The organism is Streptomyces sp. NPDC003393 (genome assembly GCF_053589015.1).
The window spans coordinates 352507-374089 of record NZ_JBSFRB010000001.1; the positions used below are offsets into that span (position 1 = coordinate 352507).

A 21583-nucleotide genomic window follows, 5' to 3' on the forward strand; every position below is an offset into this window, starting at 1 on the left:
GTGAGCGTGAGGGACGGAACTCTTCGAGTGCCTCACTCAAAGAGCCTAGGGCCGCTTCCGACTTTCAGCGACCCGAATCGTGACGCAGCGTAGTCGCAGGTGCCGGACCCGTCCTCGATGCCGAGAGGTGGGCCGTGTGTCCCCGGTTCGGGACCATCGGCCCGTACCGGTCTGCGGGCTTCTTCGACACGTTGGTGGTGACAAGGACTCCTTCCACCACTGCACAGGAGGAAATGTCATGGCCGTTCACCCCGCACACCGGCCCCCGCACCGGAACCGGCCCGTTCCTCCGGGCGACGAGTCCCGCGACCTCGCCAGGCGGGGACGGCTGACAGTCGCTGCAGCCAGGACGGCGGCAGGGGCCCGATTGATCATGAGCTTCGTGTTCCTGTGGGCTTTCCTGGACAAGACCTTCGGCTTCGGCTACGCCACACCACCGGCCAAGGCGTGGATCAACGGTGGCTCACCCACCAAAGGCTTCCTGGGACGCGTCAAGGTCGGTCCCCTGGAGTCGACCTTCAACAGCTGGGCCGGCGCCACCTGGGCCGACTGGCTGTTCATGCTGGGGCTCCTGGGGATCGGGATCGCTCTGCTGGGCGGCATCGCGCTGAGAATCACCGCGGTCTGCGGAACGATCATGCTTGCCCTGATGTGGGCCGCGGAATGGCCGCCCGCGAAGCACCTCTCCGACGGGTCACCGAGCATGTCCACCAACCCCGTGGTGGACTACCACGTCGTGTACGCGGTGCTTCTGATCGTGCTCGCCGCGGTGGGTGCCGGAAACACCTGGGGGTTGGGCCGTATCTGGGCGTCCCTGCCGCTGGTACGCAACCATGCCTGGCTCCGTTGACACCGGGCCGCAGACAGGCACAGCACTGTCCGGCGGGTGCACGTGCCGGCGACCGCGGGCGTGCAGGGCCGGAAGGAGCAGCACCGTCCTCCCGGCCCTGCGTGTCGGCACCATCGTCTACCGGCATGCAGGGAGGCGATCACAGGACCGCAGGCCGGCTGTCGGACACCTGCGTCGGACGACGACGTCGGGGCCTCAGGACCGTTCGGGTACCACGGCGACCGGGCAGGGAGAGTGGTGCAGGGCGGTGTGGGCGACGCGGCCGAGCTGGAGCCCGAAGCGCCCCGGACGGCGCCGGGCCCCTACGACCAGCAGATCGGCCTCGTGGGCCGCGGCCAGCAGCACCCTGCGGGCCGGGCCCTCCACGGTGCGTGGTTGTACCTCCACCTCCGGTGGGAGATCCCGCAGCGCCGTCTGAAGGGCCTCGGTGGCCTGTTCCTCGAACACCCGCTCCGGTTCCCCGGCGAGCGGCGGGTGGTCGAGCGTCTCGTGCGCGGGACACCGCCAGGCCCGTACGGCAGACAGCACGACCCCGCGCCGTGCGGCCTCCCGCGCGGCGAAGTCGACCGCGGCCTTGGACGCCTCCCCGACACCGACGACGACACGGCCGTGCACCGGCACCCGGGCCTGGTTGTCGTTGCCGCCCCGCACCACGAACACGGGGCAGTCGGCATGCGCGGCCACGAACAGGCTGACCGAACCGAGCAGCACGTTCGCCACACCGCTGCGGCCTCGGCTGCCCACCACCAGGGCGGAGGCGTTCTTGCCCTCCCGCACCAGCGCGTACACCGGCTCCTCGGGCAGGGCGGCCATACTGATCGGCAGGCCGGCCTGCCGGTCCCGGGCGCGACGGGCGCCGGCCCGGACGATGTCGTCGGCCAGGACCCGCCCGTCCGGCCTGCCGAGGTCCCGGGCGAGCGCGGAGCCTTCGTAGCGTTCCCAGAGCGAGGCGTACACCACCCGCAGCGGCACTCCGCGCAAGGCGGCTTCGTCGGCCGCCCAGTCCACGGCCCGCAGGCTGGACTCTGATCCGTCCACACCGACGACCAGGGGCAGGTCCATCATCCTCACGCTCCCATGGGTATGTGCTGAGTCTCAGCCGTGCGGGACGACCGCGACCGGAGCGGCCGCATGGTGCAGGACGGCGTGGGTCACGTGTCCGATGTGGGGGCACACAGGGGTCGGACGCACACGCCGGCCCACGACGACCAGGGACGCTTCCCGGGAGGCCTTGATCAGCAGCTCGGCAGCGCTGCCGGAGCGGGACCGCTCCACGACGTCCAGACCCGGGTACGTCTTGCGCCAGGGGCGCAGCACGGCGGTCAGGTCGGCGGCCTGGCTCACGGAGAGCGACCCGTACAGTGCAGCGTCCACGGGCATGCCGTGGCCGAAGAACGCAGGCGGACACCATCCGTGCACGACATGCAGCGAGGTGTCGCGGCGCCGGGCCGCCTCGAAGGCGAACCCGATCAGTTCCTCGTCCGGGTGGCTGGTGTCCAGCCCCAGCACGACGGATCGGAAGGCGGTCGAGGCGGACGGGATGCCCACAGGGTCCATCTGGTGCTCGTTCGCGGCCTGCTCACCGGCACGGACCAGAACGACCGGCCGCTCGGCCCGTGCCACGACGCCCAGGCCGACGGAGCCGACCAGGAAACCGCCGAGCCCGTTCAGAGCACGCGAGCCCAGCACGAGCAGTTCCGCATCCTGGGCGAGCTTCGCGAGCACTTCTGCGGGCACACCGGACAGTTCCTCGGCCGTCACAGCGATGCCGGGGTGACGCAGGGCCAGGCCTTCGAGGGCCTCGTGGCACACCGTCTCGCTCCAGTGCTCGTGGGCTTCCGCGCCGAGGAGCCGTACCAGCGCCATGGCCTCGGACACCGGCTCCCACACGTGCACGAGCTTGACCGGCAACCCGAGGAGCTGTGCCTCGCGCGCCGCCCATTCGGCGGCGGCCCGGCTCTCCGGAGACCCGTCGAGACCGACGGTGACGTAGCGAGGCATGGTCTCACCTCCCGCAACCCAGGTACCCGTTCTGAGCATGCGCGGCCGGCCTCTCCTCCGGCCAGGGCCGCACGTCCCTGGTCAGGGCCGACCGACCCGACCCGGTCGCCGCACGACGGACAGGTCGGCGTGCGGAGCAGGGCCGCACGCCCCTGTGCGCCTGGGCGCTGCCACCCCGGACCGGTGCAGGACGGGGCTGCGGGCCGCCCCGGCTGGCACGGTCCCGTCCGGCCCGGCAGCGTGGAGGCAGGGACAACGACGTTCGAGTGAGGTCGCCATGCAGCCCTGTGAACCGCAACCGCGGGTGGTCGTGGGTGTGGACGGTTCGCCGTCGTCGTATGCCGCCCTGCGCTGGGCGGCCCGGTACGCGCGGTTGGTGCACGGTTGCGTCGAGGCGATCTGCGTGTGGGACACGCCGTCCGACGTCGGCTGGACCGGACCGGCGATCGATCCCGAGTTCGATCTCGAGCAGGCCCGAGAGCGCTTCGCGGAGGAACTGAGCGGCGTGTTCACCGACGAGCAGCGTCCTGCCGGTCTGCGGGAGCACCTCGTGGAGGGCGAGCCCTCCGAGGTGCTGATCCGCGCCTCGGAGGGGGCGGATGTCCTCGTCGTCGGCAGTCGTGGCCGTGGTGGCTTCGCCCGGGCCATGCTGGGCTCGGTCAGCCAGCGTTGTGCCCAGCACGCGGCGTGCCCGGTCGTCGTGGTCCGGCCGGATGGTGACCAGGCGCACTGACCCACCCACGCCGAGTCCCTCGCCGTGTCGCCCCTGAGCAGTGACGGCGGGTGCGGGTGTCACTGAAAGGCCGCGTGGATGTCCTGCTCCTCGGCGCTGTGCGAGACGAGCAGGAGTTCGTCGCCCGGCTGAAGACGCATGGCGGGGCTGGGCGCGGTCGGATTCCCGCCCCGTACGACGGTCGCCACCAGGGTTCCCTCGGGCAGCCGGATGTCGCCCAGGAGACGACCCGCGGCCCGGGAGCGTTCGGTGATGGCGGTCTCGATGATGCCGACGCCCGCGGTGCTCAGGCGCAGCAGCGCGACCGTGTCCGCGGCGCCGGTCGCCTCCTCGATCAGCGAGACGAGGGGCGTGGCCGAAGGCACCGCGATGTCCACGCCCCAGTGGTGGTCGAACAGCCAGGCGTTGTCGTCGTCGTTGATGCGCGCCACCACGCGCGGCGCGGCGAAGTGGCGCTTGGCGACGTAACTGATGACGAGGTTGTCCTCGTCCCGCCCGGTGGCGGCGATCACCAGGTCGGTGTGCGCCGCGCCCGCTCTCGACTGGACGGCCGTCTCGCCGGCGTCGCCGACGAGCAGGCGTGCGTCGCACCGGCCGCGCAGCGCGTCGACGCGGTCCTCGTCGACATCCACGACGGTGACCTCGTTCCCGGCGGCCTTGAGCGCCCGAGCGATGCGCGTGCCCAGCCGGCCGGCACCGGCGATGAGTACGTTCATGTCCCCAGCTCCTTGTCGAGGAAGGCGCGCAGTCGGTGCAGGCAGTGGGCGGCCACGGCGAAGGTGACGACGTCGCCGAGTGCGGCCGTCGTGGTCTGCCGCGGTACCAGGGAACGTCCGTCGCGGGTCACCTCCACCACCCGGATCTCGCCGTCCACCTCGAACTCGGACAGTTTGCGGCCCGCCAGATATGCGGGCAGCGCCGAGCGGACGAGCAGTGTCTCGCCGTTGCCGAAGGTCACGTCGGGCACGAGGTGACGGTGCAGCAGCATCTGGTGGATGCGGTGGACCGACCAGGTGACGTCGCAGACCGTCGGGATGCCCAGGCCCTGGTACAGGTCAGCGCGGCGCGGATCGTGCACCTGGGCGAGGACCGTGGGGACGCGGAAGGTCTCCTTGGCGATCCGGGCGATGACCAGGTTGCTGTTGTCGCCGGAGGTGACGGCCACGACGGCGTCGCTCCGGGCGATGCCGGCCTGTTCGAGCACACTCCTGCTGAAGCCGTTGCCGACCTGGAACCGGCCCGGGAAGCGCGGCGGCAGGCGCCGCCTGGCGGCCTGCTCACGGTCGATCACCTGCACGTCGTGGCTCTCGCGGGCCAGTTGGGCCGCCAGCGCGGAACCCACCCGTCCACAGCCGGCGATCACGACTCTCATCGGACTTCTCCTTTCGGCCCTGCGGTGTGCCGGCGCAGCCATGCCTTGCGCGCTTCGTCCGCGGCGAGCGGCAGCACACCGACGGCGGTGAGCAGAGCCCAGTCGCCACCTGTCAGCGGGGCGGTGTGGAAAACGCTCTGCAGCGCGGGCACGTAGCTGATGGCGGCCATGAGCGCCAGCCCGAAGAACCCGGCGGCGATCAGCCACGGATTGCCGAACACGCCCGCCGTGAACACGCTCTCCCGTTCCGTGCGCACGGCCAGGGCGTTGAAGAACTGGCTGACGACGATGCCCGCCTGGACCATGGTGATCGCCTCCCGGTAGACGGGGTTGCCGGCGGTGAAGTCGGCGTAGGGGATGCCGGAGGCGTGGATGCGCCAGAAGAACACCGCGCACACGCCGATCGCCTGGATGCCGCCGAGGAACAGGATCCTGCGTACGACCGTCCGGGAGAACAGGCGCTCGTGCCGCGGGCGCGGCGGCCGGTCCATCACGTCCGCCTCGGGGGGCTCGGCGCCCAGAGCGAGGGCGGGCAGCACGTCGGAGCCGAGGTCGATGGCGAGGACCTGCACCGCGGTGATCGGCACCAGGGGGAACCCGGCGAAGGTCGCGGCGAGGATGGGTACCAGTTCGCCGATGTTGTGGCTGAAGAGGTAGACGAGGAACTTGCGGATGTTCTGGTAGACGGACCGGCCCAGGCGCACCGCCACCGCGATGGAGCCGAAGGAGTCGTCCAGCAGCACCATCTCCGCGGCCTCGCGGGCCACGTCGGTGCCGGACGCCCCCATCGCGACGCCGATGTCCGCGTGCTTGAGGGCGGGGGCGTCGTTCGCCCCGTCCCCGGTGACGGCGACGACCTCGCCACGCCGCTGGAAGGCGGTGACCACCCGCATCTTGTGCTCCGGACTCACCCGGCACAGCAGAAGCTCGCCACCGGCGGCCAGCAGATCGTCCAGCGCCCCCTCGTCCACGGCGTCCAGCGCCGCTCCGGTCACCACGGTCGGCGCGGCCGATCGGACGATGCCGACGCGGCGGGCCACGGCCTCGGCGGTCAGCGGGTGGTCGCCGGTGACCATGACGATCCTGATGCCCGCCCGGTGACAGGACTCCACGGCGTCGTGGACCTCCGGCCGGGGCGGGTCCTGCATGCCGACGAGACCCAGCAGCGTGAGGTCCGACTCGTCCGCGTCACGGTCCTGTGAGGAACCCGTGGCCTCCCCTGCGGCGACGGCGAGCACACGCAGTCCGCCTGCCGCGAGCGCGTCGGCCTCGGCCGCGATCCGTTTGCGCTCCTCGTCGGTCAAGGCCCCGGCCGTCCCACCGCGGTCCAGGCGTGTGCAGCGGTCCAGCACCTCCGACGGGGCGCCCTTCACCCGCACCCTGCGGGCTCCGCCCTCGTCGTGGACGGTGCTCATCAGTTTGCGCACGGAGTCGAAGGGGTGCTCGGCGATCCGGGGCGTCGCGGCCTCCTCGGCCGCCGTGTCCAGCCCCGCCTTGGCGGCCACCACCAGCAGCGCGCCCTCGGTCGTGTCGCCGAGCACCCGCCACCGTCCCGCGTCGTCGGGCGGGACGAGCCGGGCGTCACAGCACAGGGCGGCCGACCGGAGCATGGCCCGGACCGGTCCGGGCTCGCTCACCTCGCCCTTCGGCTCGTAGCCCACCCCGGTGACGGTGTGCTCCCGGTCCCAGGCCCAGACGCGTACGACGGTCATCTCGGCCTGGGTCAGCGTGCCTGTCTTGTCGGTGCACACCACCGTCGTGGACCCCAGCGCCTCCACGGCGAGCAGCTTCTTCACCAGGGCACGGTGGCGGGCCATGCGCCGCACGCCGAGCGCGAGGGAGACGGAGAGGGTGGCCGGCAGGCCCTCCGGTACGAGCGCCACCATCACACCCAGCGCGAACACGAACGACGCCACCAGCCCCTGGCCGGTGGGCAGTCGGACGACGAACAGGAGCGCGCCCACCGCGAGTGCGGTGCCCGCGACCCGGCGCGCCATCGAGGCCACCTGCCGCTGCAACGGGGTCTTCTGCCGGGGGGCCGCCGCCGTGAGCCGGAAGATCCGGCCGAACTCGGTGGCCTGCCCGGTGGCGAAGACGACGGCCCGGGCGGTGCCCGTGATCACGTCCGTGCCCATGAAGAGACAGTTCCGGGCCCGCAGCACCTCTTCGGCCTCGTCGGGCTCGGCGGTACGGTGCACCGGCTCGCTCTCCCCGGTGATGGCGGCATTGCTGACCGTCAGGTCGTGCGCCTCCACCACGCGGCAGTCGGCGGGCACCGTGTCGCCGGCCTCGAGCACCATCAGATCCCCCGGCACCAACTCCCGTACGGGCAGTTCCACCGGAGCCGCGTCACGCACCGCCCGGCACCGGTGCGGGACCATGGCCTGCAAGGTCTGGGCGGTCCGCTCCGCCGAGTACTCCTGGGCGAAGCCGATGGACGCGTTGAGTACCACGACGCACAGGATCGCCACGGCGAGCTGCAACGTGCCTGTTTCCCGGGGCTGTTGAATTGCGTAGGCGATGAAGGTGATGGCGGAGGCCACCATCAGCACGATGGCGAACAGGTCGGTGAACTGGGCCGCCAGCCGGCGCCACACCGCGGGACCCCGAGTGGGGGGAAGCTCATTCGGCCCCTGCTCCTGGCACCGGACCCGCGCCGTGGCCGAGGAGAGGCCACGCGGTGAGCTCTCCAGCGCCCCGAACACGTCGGCGACGCCCCGGGCCTGCACGGGCTGCCCGGAGATTCCGGGGGACGATGACGGTGGCGTCGTGCTCGCTCGCGCGGTGTCCGGAGCCCGGTCGCCGCCCTGGCGGGAGGGACGCAGCACCTTCATGAGACGGCGCCGGGCCGGGGCGGCGTCGACGTCTCGCACGGCGCCTCGCGCACGACCGTCACATGGGTCTCGGGGGGCCGTGCGAGGGTGTTGCTCACCGTGCAATGGGACAGCACGGCGTGCAGTGCGGCGAGATGGTCCTCGGGCACGGCCGGGGCCTGGACGGTGAGGGAGAGTTCGGACACCCGGGCCGGGCGGTCGTCGGCCCTGTGGAAACTCCCTCGGACGCGCAGTCCTTCCCGGCTGAGACAGTGCCAGTCGAGGAAGTGCCCCGCGTGTTGCGCCGCGCAGGCGGCCACGGAGGCCACGAACAGCTCCTCGGGCGTGGGCGCCGTGTCCCTGCCTCCGTCGGAGCGCGGCCGGTCCGCGGTGAGGACATGACCGCGGACCCGAATCTCGTAGGCGTCGCCGGCGACCGGGATCACCTCGACCTCTCCGGGCGGGTCGCTGGGCGCGGGGTCCACCGCGGCCGCTTGGTAAAGCAGGAGGGCGGCCAGGCCTCTGGCCTCCTCGGGCGTCATCGACGCCCACAGACCGCCTTTGTCCTGGGCCCTGCACGGGGTCTCCAGGACGACGCGTCCCATGGAGGCCGGCAGTCCCCGCGGTGCGAAGCGGGTGACCTCGATGCTGCGTCCGCAACGGGTCTCGATGTGCATGTCGGCTACCTCCGGGCGTTCGTCTCGGTGGGTGGCACGCCGGCTCGCGGCGGTTCCACGTCGAGGTCGGCGCCGCCGTAGGCGAAGGTGAGACGAGGGTGTACCGTCACCACGCCCGCGACCGACCGGCACAGGCGCACGATGACGGGTAGATCGGTGGCGGCGTCGATCCGGCCGGTCAGGGTGACGACGCCGTCGTCGACGCGGACCCGGACGCGGCCCGGGGTCAGGCCAACGATCCGCTCCAGGACGTCGTGCCGGATCTCGTCGGCGAGAGCGGCGTCCTCACGCAGGTACGGACGCAGCAGGTCGTGGCCGCTGACCACGCCGGCCAGCCGCCCGTCGGCTCCCACGACGGGCAGCCTCCCGACCGCGTGGCGCCGCATCGTCCGGGCCGCCTCGGCGAGACTCCACTCCGGGCGTGCGGTCACCGCGGGCGAGGTCATCAGGGCCGCGGCCGTCTCGGCACCGCTACGGGCCGGGTCGCGGACCACGAGCCCACGGTCCGCCTCATGCCGGAGCAGATCCTTTTCGGAGACCACACCGACCGGCCGTCCCTCGTCGTCGACGACGGGCAGCGCCGCGATCCGGTGGCGCTCCAGAGCCCGTGCCACCTCCTTGAAGGGGCAGCCGGACCGAACGGCGACGACGTGGCGCGTCATGACGTCGCCGACAGTGCAACAGCGCATGATCCGTCCCTATGACCCCGAGCGGCGAAAGACAGCCAGGTCACGGTCGGCTTCCGCCTCACCGGTCGGCCGGTGCGATCCGGCGTCCGGTCAAGCGGGTGAGGAGGACCCTCACCCACAGCGGGCGCGCGCCGCCTGCCCACGGCTGGGAGTGTGCCCGTTCCCGAAGCCGGCGGAGCATCTCCGGGTCGCCGACGGCGTCGGCCCGACCCACCGCGAGCACGCTCCAGCCGCGGCTCATTGTGTCGTCGATGTGGTCGGTCTCGAAGGCGACCTCGTTGCCGACCGCCCCGGCGGGAGCGGAGCCGGGCGCGGTGCGGAAGAAGACGGCATCGTCCATGACGTCGTAGTTGACCGGGAGCGCGGTGGGTCCGTCCGGGCCGGTGAACGCGATGCGCCCCACTCCGTGCGTGGACAGCAGCGCCCGGCATTCGTCCTGGCTCAGATCCGTCAACCGCGGGTGCAGCAGGGCCTGCCCCTGGCCCGGTGGCAGTTCCTGATCGCCGCCACGCAGCGTGACGAGTGTCGTGCCCAGCGCGTCGGCCAGGCGCAGGACCGTGGCGATGCCCGGCTCCGACGGGCGCTGTTCGAGATAGGCGAGGTACTGCGGCGACATCCGGGCACGGCGGGCCGTCTCCTCCAGGCTGAGCCCCTGGCTCCGGCGGACCGCCGCCAGACGTCGTCCGAAGTCCCCCGGCTGCCCCCCGACCGGTACGGCGGGTGCAACGCCCGGCCCTGGGACCGGTGCCTCCTCGGGCACCAAGTGCTGTACATGCGCGTCCGGCCCGGGGAAGACCAGCGTGACCTCGTCCGTGTCCGACCAGCGCACGTCGTACGGAGGGGTTCCGTCGTCGTGGTGCAGGCCGACGATCTCACCGTCACGCCGGTTGACACCGGTGACCGGGCTCTCCACGACCAGTCGATCACCTAGCTGAGCGTGCATGGTCATGCCTTCTCTCATGAAGCCCGTTACCAGGATCACCCGGGGACGGCATCCGCACCAACGGCCCCAAGGTCCCGGCCAGGAGGGACGTACGGCCCGGTTTCCCGAGGGAGCGCGGACGACAGTCCGGCCCCCGGTGCAGGTGCCCGCCACCCCATGGTGGTCCGCAGTCGGTCGGCTCGCGGCCGCGCCCTGGTCGCCGAGGAGCGTGATCGCCACCCTCTCCTCACCGTGATGCTCTGTCCGACGTGCCACGCGCGGCACCCCGCCGCGCGAGGCCCGTACCGGAGGAATCGTCACCGCGCCCTTGCTCCGGCCGGTCAGGTGCGCATGCGCCGGGCAGGGGAATGCGGTACTCCTCGAATGAGAACGCACCGTGCAGACGGAGGCCGCGGGCATGGAACCGGTCGTCACCGTGGGCCTCGACGGCTCACCCGAGAGTCTCGCCGCAGCCCGCTGGGCGGCCGACGAGGCCGTCAGGCGCAGGCTTGCTCTGCGCCTGCTGCACGCGTGGCCGCAACTGGTGCCGGAGCCGACCCGGGTCCCGGCGGAAGCCGATCAGAACTACTGGGCGAAACGTCTGGTCCGCGCCACCCGGGCGGAACTCCAGGCACGCCACCCGGGCCTGTCCGTCGTCGAGGCTCTGGTCGCCGACGACGCCCAGCACGCGTTGCTCCGAGCGGCTTCGGAGGCGGGATCGGAGATGGTGGTGCTCGGTTCACGAGGTCTGGAACCCGTCGAGAGCTACTTCCTGGGCGACGTCAGTATGCCCGTCGTCGCACGGGCCTTACGACCGGTGGTGCTGGTGCGCGCCCGGAGCGCGGAGCAGGAGCCGCCACCCCGTGCTCCCACGCCGCGCGTGATCGTGGCTCTGAAGCTGTCCGGGTCCTCCGACGACCTGCTCGGCTTCGCCTTCCGCACCGCTGCTGCCAGGGGTGTTCCCCTCCTGGCCGTCCACGGTGAACGCGTGCCGCTGCCTGCACGTGTGCCCTGGGGCGTGGACCACGATGTCACCGAACCGACGAAGCGGAAGGCCCAGAAGGAGCTGGAGCTGGCGCTTCGCCCCTGGCGGGAGAAGTACCCGCAGGTGAGCGTGGCCGACAGCGTCCGCCTCACCAGCCCCGCCGAGGCCGTCGTACGGGCCGCCGACGGTGCGTTGCTGCTGGTCGTCGGCCGGCGCCGGCACCGTCGGGGACTGGCGTTCCACCTGGGACCCGTGGCACAGGCCGCCGTCCATCACGGGCGCTGCCCCGTCGCCGTCGTTCCTCATGACTGAGTCCGGCCGCCCCCCAAAACCGGCACAGCCGGTGCCTGGGGCCGTCCCGTCCGCACCCCGGGCCGGTGACCATGGCGACGGCCCGGGCGGAGCGCTGCCGCGCGCGGAGGTGTGCGAGACCCACACCGCGATCCTGTTCTTCGCCGGCGACCGCGCGTACAAACTCAAGAAGCCGGTGGATCTGGGGTTCCTGGACTACACCACGGTGACGGCCCGCCGGGCCGCGTGCGAACGCGAGGTCGCGCTCAATCGCCGTTTCGCCCCGGACGTCTATCTGGGCGTGGGCGAGATACGCGGCCCCGGTGCGGAGGAAGCCGAACCACTGGTGGTGATGCGCCGCATGCCGCCGGATCGCCGCCTGTCCCGGCTGGTGCGGCAGGGTGCCGCCGTCGACGACGTCCTGCGGGCCGTCGCCCGGCACCTCGCCGCGTGGCACGCGAAGGCGCCCCGCAGCCACCAGGTGGACGAACAGGGCACGCGCGAGGCGTTGTCAGCACGTTGGGAAGCAGGCTTCGCACAGGTCCGCTCGCTGGCCGCCGACGGCCCCGTGGCCGACGCCGTGCCGGAGACCGAGCGGCTGGTGCGCCGCTACCTCGTCGGCCGCAGGCCGTTGTTCGACGCCCGCATCGCACAGGGACGGGTCGTGGACGGCCATGGCGACCTGCTCGCCGAGGACATCTTCTGCCTCGACGACGGCCCCCGAGTCCTGGACTGCCTCGAGTTCGACGACGGCCTGCGCTGCGTCGACGGCCTCGACGACGCCGCCTTCCTCGCCATGGACCTGGAACAGCTCGGCGCGCAGGAGGCCGCGGCGTACTTCCTCGCCCAGTACAGCGAGTACTCCGGCGATCCCGCGCCCGCTTCCCTGTGGCACCACTACGTCGCTTACCGCGCGTTCGTCCGCGCCAAGGTCTCCCTCATCCAGGCGCGGCAGGGAGCGCCGGGCGCGGCGGGGGCGGCAGGGCGGCTGGCCTCGACGGCACTGCGGCATCTGCGGTCCTCCGCCGTCTGTCTCGTCCTCGTCGGCGGGCTGCCGGGCAGCGGGAAGTCCACCCTTTCCGGCGCGCTGGCCGACCGGCTGGGCGTGTCGCTGCTCAGCAGCGACCGTGTGCGCAAGGAGCTGGCGGGCATCCCGGCGGAGCAGTCCGCGGCAGCCCCCTACGGCGAGGGGCTGTACACACCCGAGTGGACGGCCAGGACCTACGCCACTCTGCTCGATCGCGCGGCCGCCCTGCTGTCCTACGGCGAGTCCGTCGTCCTGGACGCCACCTGGTCCACCGTGGAGCAGCGCGAAGCGGCACTGCGCACGGCCGAACGCACCACCTCGGACCTGGTGGCCCTGCACTGCCAGGTGCCCGGCGAGGTGTCGGCGGCCCGCCTGGGAGCCCGCGGCCCGGGCACATCGGACGCCGGCCCGGACATCGCCACCGCCATGGCGGTCGGGGAACCGCCCTGGGCCGAGGCCGTCGCGGTGGACACCAGTGGCCCGCTCGAGTCGGCGGTCGCTCAGGCGCTCGCGGCCGTACGCCCCTGGGGCACCGGCCTGGCCCCGGTCTTCCGCCGTCCGTACTCGGAGCCGGACTGAGGTGGACGGTCACGCCGACTCGTACGTCCATGCAGTGCCTTCACCCGGGTGGAGCACAGCGGTGCGACTCGATCGCCCGCCCACGCAGTGCCCCAGCCATGGGCCCTGCGGATGGACTGCATCCCTCCTGTGAGGCAGTGCCCGCCATGCGCTTCCACCGGGCGAGTGGAACGATCGCCGGTGACCGACAGTCGGCGTGTGGAGTGCCGCATGTCGTGGAAGTCCCCCGGCCTGAGCAGAGGTGCGGAGAAATTCATGATCAGCAGACGACGTGTCCTTCAGGCCGGTCTGGCCGGCAGTGCGTCCTTCTCTCTCGTCGCCGGCACGACGCCGTCGCGGGCCGCGTCCTCGGAAGCGGGAGTACTCGATGCGTCAACGATAGAGAAGTACACGGCCGAGCTGGTGATACCTCCTGCCATGCCGGTGGACAGCAGGGCCGGGGCGGCGGACACGTACACCATCGGTGTCCGGCAGTTCCGGCAACAGGTGCTTCCCCCCGGCAGGCCGGCCACGACGGTGTGGGGCTACGGATCGACCAGGCATCCGGACACGTTCCACTACCCCGCCTACACCATCGAGGCCCGATACGGACGAACGGTCCAGGTCACGTGGGTCAATGAGCTGATCGACGCGAACGGTCACCATCTGCCGCACCTGCTGCCCGTCGATCCCACACTGCACTGGGCCAATCCACCGGGCGGCGTGAAGTGGCGGGACGCACGCCCCACGTTCACCTCGACACCCGCACCGTACAGGGGCCCGGTCCCCATCGTGACCCACCTGCACGGCGGGGCCAACACGGAGGAGAACGACGGGTACGCCGAGGCGTGGTACCTGCCCTCCGCTCGCGACATTCCCGGACACTATGCGTCGGTCGGGACCTTCTACGAGCAGTTCTCGGCGAAGTCCGAGTCGCTGTTCGGTGTGCCCTGGCGTCCGGGGCAGGCCGTCTTCCACTACGCGAACCGCAGCCGGGCAGCCACCTTGTGGTTCCACGACCACGCTCTGGGCATCACCCGGCTGAACGTGTACGCAGGCATGTCTGGCTTCTACCTCCTGCGCGGCGGACCGTCGGACCTGGAGGACGGCATCCTGCCCGGTCCTGCACCCGGCCACGGCGACGCGCCCGGCCCGCCCTGCTACGAGGTCCCGATCGTCGTGCAGGACCGTTCTTTCCGGACCGACGGAAGCCTGTTCTATCCCTCCAGCCGGGCGAGCTTCGACGGTTTCAAAGGGCCTTACGTGCCCGGCAGCGACATCGCGCCGATCTGGAACCCGGAGTACCTCGGCACCACGATGGTCACCAATGGCAGGACCTGGCCGGTGTTTCCGGTGGAGCCGCGCCGCTACCGGCTTCGGTTCCTCAACGGCTGCAACACACGCACCCTGATCCTGAAGATCGTCACCGACCCGCTGGCACGCAGACCGGTGCCGCCGACGCTCACCTTCTGGCAGGTCGGAAGCGACGGGGGTTTCCTGCCCGCGCCCGTTCAGCGTGAGAGCCTGCTGCTCGCGTCGGCGGAACGCGCGGACGTGGTCGTGGACTTCACCTCCCTGCCGGTCGGCGCGGAGCTGTACCTGATCAACGAAGGACCGGACACCGTGTTCACCGGCGGCACCGTCGCCACCGACTTCCCCGCGGCCGACCCGAGGACCACCGGGCAGGTCATGAAGTTCGTGGTCAGGCCGCTCACCACAGCGGACACCTCCACGCCACCCGAGCAGATCACGCTGCCGCCTTTCACACCGCTGGGCGCCGCCCAGCACACCCGACGGGTCTGTCTGGACGAGGTGTCCTCGGCCCACCTGCCGGGCGTGAGCCCCCGCGAGGTGATGCTCGGCGTCTTCAGTAGGCAGGGCAAGCCGGTACCACTGGGATGGGCCGATCCCATCACGGAGAACCCGGCCGTGGGATCGACGGAGATCTGGGAGATCCACAACCTGACGAAGGATGCCCACCCCATTCACATCCACGAAGTGCAGTTCCAGGTCGTCGACCGGCAAGCGCTCCCGACGGGCGACCGTCGTCTCCCGGACGTATGGGACCGCGGCTTCAAGGACACCGTGCTGGCCTATCCGAAGGAGATCACCAGGGTCAAGGTCCGGTTCGGTCGCGCAGGCCGGTTCATGTGGCACTGCCACATCCTGGAACACGAGGACAACGAGATGATGCGGCCCTTCCGCGTCGGTCCGGCGTAACACGCGGGCTCACGGTGGTCGATGGGCGAAGCCTGAGGTGGGCGAATAGGGTCTCGAGGGCCGCACGTGCTCCTTGCGGTTGCCGCAGCGGACAGCGGACAAGAGAGGGGCGTCGCGTTGACGGCGTCGGTCAATGCCCTGGTCATCGGGATCGGCAATGTGTTCCGGCGGGACGACGGTGTCGGTCCTGCCGTGCTCGCGCTGCTGAGGAAGCGCGCCCTGGCCCGGCCGCTGCCTCCCCACACCATGCTCCGGGAGTGCGACGGGGATCCCGGACGGCTGATCGAGCTGTGGGAGGACGTGGCCCTGGCAGTCGTCGTCGACGCCTGCTTCCCGCCTTCCCCAATCCCTGGGCAGGTGCACCGGTGGTGTCCGGGCCCAGGCGCTCTGCCGGGCCTCGCGGGCACCCAGCGGCACAGTACGCACGGCCTCGGTCTCCTCGAGACCTTGCGCCTTGCCGACCGTCTCGGGCGGCGTCCCGGTCGTCTGGTCGTGTACGCGGTCGAAGGTGCCGAAGGCTGCCTCGGCACGGGTCTGACGCCGTCGGTGATCCGGGCGGTCGGACCGCTGGCGGAACGCATCGAGCGGGACGTCGTACGGCACGCCGAGGCCCAGCGCGCGACCTACAGTCCTTCGCAGGCATCGGCGTGACACGCCGGAGCGGTTCCGTCCCGTGGAGCGACCGTCCCTGACACGCTGTCGGTGGCCGGCGAGTAGTTGTGGGCCCGCGCGATGACACCAGCATCTCCCCCGGCGGGGAGCACGGACCGAGGGAATGCGACATGACCGACCCCGGTGACACCCGAGCCGCACCCGGCGGGCAGGCGGAGGCCGTCCTCGATCGTGACGGGCTCGATGCGCTGGTGCAGGTCCTGAAGAGGCAGGGCCGTACGGTGGTCGGCCCCACGGTCCGCGACCGCGCCGTCGTCCTGGCCGAGCTCGACTCGGCGGACGAGCTGCCCCACGGGTGGGGGGTGGAGCTGGAGGCCGGTCAGTACCGCGTCCGCCGCAGAACGGACGGCGCTGTGTTCGCGCACAGCGCGGGGCCGCAGTCCTGGAAGTCGTTTCTGCACCCTCCGCGCGTGCGCCAGTGGACCGCGGACCGCGACGCCGACGGCGATCTGACCGTGCGCGAGGACGAACCGCTGGACGTCTCGTACGCGTTCCTCGGGGTGCGCGCCTGCGACCTGCACGCCATCCGCATCCTCGACCGTGTGATGATCGGCGGGAAGTACCCCGATCCCGCCTATGGCTCCCGCCGCAAGGGAGCCTTCCTCGTCGCGGCCGAGTGCACCGAGCCCGGCGCCACCTGCTTCTGCGTCTCCATGGGCACCGGGCCCGCCGTGGACACCGGCTACGACCTCGCCCTCACCGAGGTGGTCGATGACGGCGGTCACCGCTTCCTGTGCCGCAGCGGCAGCGAGGAGGGAGCCGCCGTACTCGCCGAACTGCCGCGGCACGGCGCGGACGACGCCACCCGCACCGCGGCCGCCGAAGCCGTACGCCGGGCCGCCGGGAACATGGGCCGGTCCATGCCGCCCGTCGACCTGCACGCGCTGATGCGCGACAACCTGGAGGCCGACCGCTGGGACGACGTCACCGCCCGCTGCCTGAACTGCGGCAACTGCACCATGGTCTGCCCCACCTGCTTCTGCACGACGACCGAGGACGTCAGCGATCTGACCGGCGACCACGCCGAGCGCTGGCGCCGCTGGGACTCCTGCTACGACCTCGACTTCACCCTGCTGCACGGTGGTCCGGTCCGTGCGAGCAAACGCAGCCGCTACCGCCAGTGGCTCACCCACAAGATCGGCACCTGGCACGACCAGTTCGGCAGTACCGGCTGCGTCGGCTGCGGCCGTTGCATCGTCTGGTGTCCCACCGGCATCGACCTCACCGAGGAGGCACACGCCCTGCACCAGGAGGCCACACGGAAGAGGCCGTCGCAGTGAGCAGTGGCGCTTCCGTCCCGGCGACGGGCCTGCTCGGGTCCTTGCCCGCCGAGCACCGCGAACTGCTCCTGAGCCTCGCACGCGAGGCCGTGTACCCGAGTTTCACACGCCTGTTCGAGGAGGGCGGGCGGGCCGATCGCTTCTGGATCGTCCGTACCGGCACGGTCGCGCTCGACATCCACGTCCCTGGCCGCGGCCCGGCCGTCGTGGAGACGATCGGCACCGGTGGCCTCGTGGGCTGGTCCTGGTTGTGCCCACCGCACAAGTGGCATCTCGGGGCCGAGACCAGGAGCCACGTGGAGGCCTGGGAGTTCGACGCCGCCGCGGTGCGGGACATGTGTGCCGCTCACCCGCGGTTCGGCCTGACGCTGGTCACCCTGGTCGCCGAGACGATCGGCCGGCGGCTGCGGGCGACCCGCACACGCCTTCTGGACCTGTACGGGCCGCAGCAGGGGGCGCCGAGGCCATGACGCTCGTACCCCTGCCCTACCGCCTGGTGAGCCGTCGCCGCGAGACCGCCGACACGGTCACGTTCGAGCTGCAACCGGCCGGCGCCGGCCTCGAGCCGTTCGCTCCGGGTCAGTACGCCATGCTGTACGCGTTCGGGGTCGGGGAGATCCCGGTCTCGGTGTGCCGCACGGCCGCGGACGGTCGGCTCACGCACACCGTCCGCGCGGTCGGGGCCGTCTCCCGCAGGCTGTGCGACCTGCCCGTCGGCGCATCGGTCGGCGTACGCGGCCCCTTCGGTACCGGGTGGAACCTGACGGCCGCCCGGGGACACGATCTGCTCGTCGTGGCCGGCGGCATCGGCCTCGCCCCGCTGCGCCCCCTCATCGACGCCGTCCTGACCGAGCCCGCGGCGTACGGGAGGCTGAACGTCCTGGTCGGCACCCGCACCCCCGACGATCTGCTGTACCGCGCCGAGCTGCCCGCCTGGCGGCGGCCGTTCGGTGCCGTCACGGTCGACCGGCCCACCGGCGGCTGGAGAGGCCGGGTCGGAGTCGTCAGCACGCTGCTCGACGAAGCGCGGTTCACCCCCGAGCACACCACCGCCTTCGTCTGCGGACCGGAGGTCATGATGCGCGCCGCCGCCCGCGAGCTGATCCACCGGGCTGTGCCCGCGGGCCGAGTCCAGCTCTCCCTGGAGCGGAACATGCGCTGCGCCACCGGCCACTGCGGACACTGCCAGCTCGGCCCCCTGCTCCTGTGCCGTGACGGTCCCGTCGTCCGCTACGACCGGGCCGAACCACTGCTGACCGTACGGGAGTTGTGAGATGTCCACCTCGACCGCCGCCGTCACGCGGCCGGACGGCTCCCGCCCCCGGCTCGGCGTGTTCAAGTTCGCCTCGTGCGACGGCTGCCAGCTCACCCTCCTCGACTGCGAGGACGAGCTGCTGGGCATCGCCGGCGAACTGGAGATCGCCCACTTCCTGGAGGCATCCAGCGATGTCGCGCCAGGGCCGTACGACCTCGCGCTCGTCGAGGGATCGGTCTCCACCCCCGAGCACCTGGAACGCGTCCGCCGCATCCGTGCCGAGTCCCGTCGTCTCGTCACCATCGGTGCCTGCGCCACGGCCGGGGGTGTGCAGGCCCTGCGGAACTACGCCGACGTCACGGACTATCTCGCGACCGTCTACGCCCGCCCGGACTACATCGAGACCCTGGCGACCTCCACTCCGATCGCCGCACACGTGCCCGTCGACTTCGAACTGCGCGGCTGCCCGATCGACCGCGGCCAGTTGCTGGAAGTCATCACCGCCTTCCTCGCCGGCCGCAAGCCGGGCATCCCGGACCACAGCGTGTGCTTCTCCTGCAAACAGCGCGGAAACGTCTGCGTCCTCGTCGCGCACGGCACCCCGTGTCTGGGTCCCGTCACCCACGCCGGATGCGGAGCCCTGTGCCCCACCTACGGGCGCGGCTGCTACGGCTGCTTCGGACCCGCCGGCACCACCAATCTCGGCGCCCTCATTCCGGTCCTGCACCGTGACGGCATGAGCGACGAGGACATCGGCAGGTTCCTGCACACCTTCAACGTCACCGACTTCACCGCGGTCGAGGAGAAGGACCTGCCGTGAGCGAACCCGCCGACGCGTCCTCCGCCGCATCCCGTGTCGTCCGTATCCCGGCGCTCACCCGCGTCGAGGGTGAGGCCGCGCTGCACCTGCGCGTCCACGACGGCACCGTCACCGAGGCCCGGCTGAAGATCTACGAGCCCCCGCGGTTCTTCGAGGCCTTTCTTCGCGGGCGGGCCCACACCGAACCGGTCGACATCACCTCCCGCATCTGCGGGATCTGCCCCGTCGCCTACCAACTGAGCGCCTGCCGTGCCCTCGAGGACGTATGCGGAACCGTGGTGGACGGCCAACTGGACGCCCTGCGCCGGCTGCTGTACTGCGGCGAGTGGATCGAGAGCCAGACCCTGCACATCTACCTGCTGCACGCGCCCGACTTCCTCGGCTGTGCCGACCTGGTCGCCATGGCAGGCACTCATCGCGAGCACGTCGAACGCGGACTTCGGCTCAAACAGACCGGCAACGCCATCATGGAACTGCTCGGCGGACGCGCCATCCATCCCGTCAACGTCCGCCTCGGCGGCTTCCACCGCACCCCCACCCGCGCCGAACTGCGCCCCCTCGCCGAGCGCCTGCGCCGTGCCCTCGACGACGCCTGGGACACCGTGCGCTGGGTCGCCCGCTTCGACTTCCCGGACGCCGCGTGCGACGCCGATCTGCTCGCTCTCGCCGAGCCCGGCACGTACGCCATCCACTCGGGCGTCCCCACGGTCCTCCCGACCGACCGCACACGGACGCTCCACAGCTTCCCCGTACGGGACTTCACCGACCACGTCACCGAGGAGCAGGTCCCCCACTCCACCGCCCTGCACTCCCGGCTGGACGGCCGACGGCACCTCACCGGCAGCCTCGCCCGCTACGCCGTCAGCGGCCACCTGCTCTCCCCGCTCGCCCGTCAGGCCGCCCGGGAGGCCGGACTGAGCGACCCTCCACTGGCCCGCGGCACGGCACGGGGCGAGGTGTGCAGAAACCCCTATCGGAGCATCCTCGTCCGAGCCGTGGAGGTCCTGTACGCGGTGGAGGAAGCCTTGCGGATCATCGACGCGTACGAACCTCCGGAGCGCCCGTACGTGGACGTCCCAGCGCGGGCGGGCGTGGGCCACGGTGCGACCGAGGCGCCGCGCGGGCTGCTGTACCACCGATACACGCTCGACGCCGAGGGCCGGGTCAGCGACGCCCGCCTCGTCCCGCCCACAGCCCAGAACCAAGGAGCGATCGAGGAGGACCTGCGCGTCCTCGTGCAGGCCGCCCTGGCACGCGGGACCGTTTCGGACACCGAGCTCGCCCACCTGTGCGAACGGGTCATCCGCAACCACGACCCGTGCATCTCGTGCTCGGCCCACTTCCTGGACCTGGACATCCGACGGGACGCGAGCCACGGCTGACACACGGCATGTCGGGTGGGACGCCGTCAGGTGCCGGTCAGACGGTTGTTCACCTCGACCACGTCGTCGACGTCCTCCACCTCCGCCACCAGCCTGGTCATCGCGGCGTGCGACATCCGGCCGGTCAGATCCACCACCCCGTCGCGCACGGTGACGGCCACGGCGTCACGGTCGGCCGGTGAGCAGAACGCCTGGATCTTCGCCTCGATGTCCTTCCGGATCCGCTCGTCGTCCCTGATCAGTGCTTCCAGCAGCGCATTACGGCGTACCACGCCGACCAGACGGCCGCCGTGGTCGGTGACCGGGATCCGCTTCAGCCGCGACAGCGCCGCCAGCCAGGCCGCCTCCGCGACGGTCGCACCCGGCGGCACGGTGACCGCAGGGCTGGTCATCAGGTCCGCCGCGATCTCGGCCCGGGCCTTCTCGTGCAGCCTTCGTCCCCGCGGCCTGCCGAGGTGGCCGGGGTGGCGGCCGGACGCCTCGAAAGCGACCTTCGCCAGCAGGTCGGACTCGGACACCACTCCGACCACCCGGTCCTCGGCGTCGAGCACGGGAACCGCGCTGACGTGCTCTCGCGCCAGCAGGCGCGCGATCTCCCGGCACGGCACGTCGTCCCGAACGGATGCGGCGGGCACGTCCATGACGTCCCGCACCAGCGGGGCCTCGGGTTCGGCGTGCTGCGCCGGCTCCACGGCCTGCTCGGTCTGCGGGACCGGGGCCGGCCGCGTCGTCGGCCTCGGGCTCCGGACCGGGGCAGGGGTCTCCGACTCGGCAGCCGCGTGTCTGGCGGACACCGCGGCGACGGCGCCCAGATACCGCACGAGCAGGTCCTGTCGTGCTTCCTCGCCCGGACGCCAGGAGTGCGACGGCACGGCCCGGCGGGCCTCGGCGCCCGTGGAGTGGTTTTCGTGCTGGTTCATGGCAACCTCCGGACTCCTCCGGTTGTCCACTCCCAGTCTTGCGCTCCACAGGCCCGGGCCAAGAGCCGAACGGCCCTGGTGGAGCAGTGCCATGGTGCCATCCGGTGCGGGCTCGC

General features: G+C 71.7%; 20 protein-coding genes. 11 read left to right on the forward strand and 9 right to left on the reverse strand.

Translation table 11 applies throughout. The features are described 5' to 3' along the window. Positions 1–238 precede the first annotated feature (238 nt). On the forward strand, positions 239–850 hold the full coding sequence (locus ACWDUZ_RS01615; protein ID WP_451629723.1) for a hypothetical protein: 612 nt from the start codon (positions 239–241) through the stop codon (positions 848–850). 195 nt (positions 851–1045) lie between these two features. On the opposite strand, the gene ACWDUZ_RS01620 is transcribed toward ACWDUZ_RS01615, so the two are convergent. Continuing rightward, positions 1046–1912 carry a universal stress protein gene (locus ACWDUZ_RS01620; RefSeq protein ID WP_451629818.1) on the reverse strand — a complete coding sequence of 289 codons (867 nt, stop codon included), beginning with the start codon at positions 1910–1912 and terminating at the stop codon, positions 1046–1048. 33 nt (positions 1913–1945) lie between these two features. Beyond that, complete coding sequence (locus ACWDUZ_RS01625) at positions 1946–2851, reverse strand: universal stress protein (protein ID WP_451629724.1); 906 nt, start codon at positions 2849–2851, stop codon at positions 1946–1948. 277 nt (positions 2852–3128) lie between these two features. Here ACWDUZ_RS01625 and ACWDUZ_RS01630 point away from each other — a divergent pair, with 277 nt between their 5' ends. Continuing rightward, positions 3129–3584 (forward strand): universal stress protein, encoded by a 456-nt coding sequence (locus tag ACWDUZ_RS01630; protein ID WP_451629725.1) that lies wholly within the window; start codon positions 3129–3131, stop codon positions 3582–3584. A 59-nt stretch (positions 3585–3643) separates the two neighbouring features. Here ACWDUZ_RS01630 and ACWDUZ_RS01635 read toward each other — a convergent pair whose 3' ends face one another. The 6 genes from ACWDUZ_RS01635 to ACWDUZ_RS01660 all read right to left on the reverse strand — a co-directional run bounded on the left by ACWDUZ_RS01635 (position 3644) and on the right by ACWDUZ_RS01660 (position 10078). After that, positions 3644–4300, reverse strand: a complete 657-nt coding sequence (locus ACWDUZ_RS01635) for a potassium channel family protein (RefSeq protein ID WP_451629726.1) — start codon at positions 4298–4300, stop codon at positions 3644–3646. Then, positions 4297–4956 carry a potassium channel family protein gene (locus ACWDUZ_RS01640; RefSeq protein ID WP_451629727.1) on the reverse strand — a complete coding sequence of 220 codons (660 nt, stop codon included), beginning with the start codon at positions 4954–4956 and terminating at the stop codon, positions 4297–4299. Before ACWDUZ_RS01640 ends, ACWDUZ_RS01635 begins: the two co-directional genes overlap by 4 nt. Next, a complete protein-coding gene (locus ACWDUZ_RS01645; RefSeq protein ID WP_451629728.1) occupies positions 4953–7829 on the reverse strand; it encodes a cation-translocating P-type ATPase in 2877 nt (958 codons plus the stop codon). Before ACWDUZ_RS01645 ends, ACWDUZ_RS01640 begins: the two co-directional genes overlap by 4 nt. Then, a complete protein-coding gene (locus ACWDUZ_RS01650; RefSeq protein ID WP_451629729.1) occupies positions 7787–8446 on the reverse strand; it encodes an OsmC family protein in 660 nt (219 codons plus the stop codon). The genes ACWDUZ_RS01645 and ACWDUZ_RS01650 overlap by 43 nt, the downstream gene beginning before the upstream one ends. A 5-nt stretch (positions 8447–8451) precedes the next feature. After that, positions 8452–9108 carry a CBS domain-containing protein gene (locus ACWDUZ_RS01655; RefSeq protein ID WP_451629730.1) on the reverse strand — a complete coding sequence of 219 codons (657 nt, stop codon included), beginning with the start codon at positions 9106–9108 and terminating at the stop codon, positions 8452–8454. A gap of 85 nt (positions 9109–9193) precedes the next feature. Then, entirely contained in the window at positions 9194–10078 is an 885-nt protein-coding gene (locus tag ACWDUZ_RS01660; RefSeq protein WP_451629731.1) for a DUF1918 domain-containing protein, read from the reverse strand. Positions 10079–10475: 397 nt separating this feature from the next. Between ACWDUZ_RS01660 and ACWDUZ_RS01665 the strand changes: the two genes are divergently transcribed. The 9 genes from ACWDUZ_RS01665 (at position 10476) to ACWDUZ_RS01705 (ending at position 20547) form a co-directional block, all read left to right on the forward strand. After that, the gene (locus ACWDUZ_RS01665; RefSeq protein WP_451629819.1) at positions 10476–11354 is read left to right on the forward strand and encodes a universal stress protein; all 879 of its coding nucleotides are present in this window, start codon (positions 10476–10478) and stop codon (positions 11352–11354) included. 109 nt (positions 11355–11463) lie between these two features. After that, the gene (locus tag ACWDUZ_RS01670; RefSeq protein WP_451629732.1) at positions 11464–12939 is read left to right on the forward strand and encodes a bifunctional aminoglycoside phosphotransferase/ATP-binding protein; all 1476 of its coding nucleotides are present in this window, start codon (positions 11464–11466) and stop codon (positions 12937–12939) included. A 255-nt stretch (positions 12940–13194) separates the two neighbouring features. After that, positions 13195–15138: a multicopper oxidase family protein gene (locus tag ACWDUZ_RS01675; protein WP_451629733.1), complete on the forward strand. Its 1944-nt coding sequence runs from the start codon at positions 13195–13197 to the stop codon at positions 15136–15138. Positions 15139–15255: 117 nt separating this feature from the next. Then, positions 15256–15789, forward strand: a complete 534-nt coding sequence (locus ACWDUZ_RS01680; protein WP_451629734.1) for a hydrogenase maturation protease — start codon at positions 15256–15258, stop codon at positions 15787–15789. 131 nt (positions 15790–15920) lie between these two features. After that, a complete protein-coding gene (locus ACWDUZ_RS01685) occupies positions 15921–17090 on the forward strand; it encodes a 4Fe-4S dicluster domain-containing protein (protein WP_451629735.1) in 1170 nt (389 codons plus the stop codon). Further along, a complete protein-coding gene (locus tag ACWDUZ_RS01690; protein WP_451629736.1) occupies positions 17087–17560 on the forward strand; it encodes a cyclic nucleotide-binding domain-containing protein in 474 nt (157 codons plus the stop codon). The genes ACWDUZ_RS01685 and ACWDUZ_RS01690 overlap by 4 nt, the downstream gene beginning before the upstream one ends. Then, complete coding sequence (locus tag ACWDUZ_RS01695; protein ID WP_451629737.1) at positions 17557–18363, forward strand: FAD/NAD(P)-binding protein; 807 nt, start codon at positions 17557–17559, stop codon at positions 18361–18363. The genes ACWDUZ_RS01690 and ACWDUZ_RS01695 overlap by 4 nt, the downstream gene beginning before the upstream one ends. Position 18364: 1 nt before the next feature. Next, the gene (locus ACWDUZ_RS01700; RefSeq protein WP_451629738.1) at positions 18365–19165 is read left to right on the forward strand and encodes an NADH-quinone oxidoreductase subunit B family protein; all 801 of its coding nucleotides are present in this window, start codon (positions 18365–18367) and stop codon (positions 19163–19165) included. Next, complete coding sequence (locus tag ACWDUZ_RS01705) at positions 19162–20547, forward strand: Ni/Fe hydrogenase subunit alpha (protein ID WP_451629739.1); 1386 nt, start codon at positions 19162–19164, stop codon at positions 20545–20547. Before ACWDUZ_RS01700 ends, ACWDUZ_RS01705 begins: the two co-directional genes overlap by 4 nt. Positions 20548–20573: 26 nt before the next feature. On the opposite strand, the gene ACWDUZ_RS01710 is transcribed toward ACWDUZ_RS01705, so the two are convergent. Continuing rightward, positions 20574–21467, reverse strand: coding sequence for a CBS domain-containing protein (locus ACWDUZ_RS01710; protein ID WP_451629740.1), 894 nt, complete (start codon positions 21465–21467; stop codon positions 20574–20576). Positions 21468–21583: the final 116 nt, after the last annotated feature.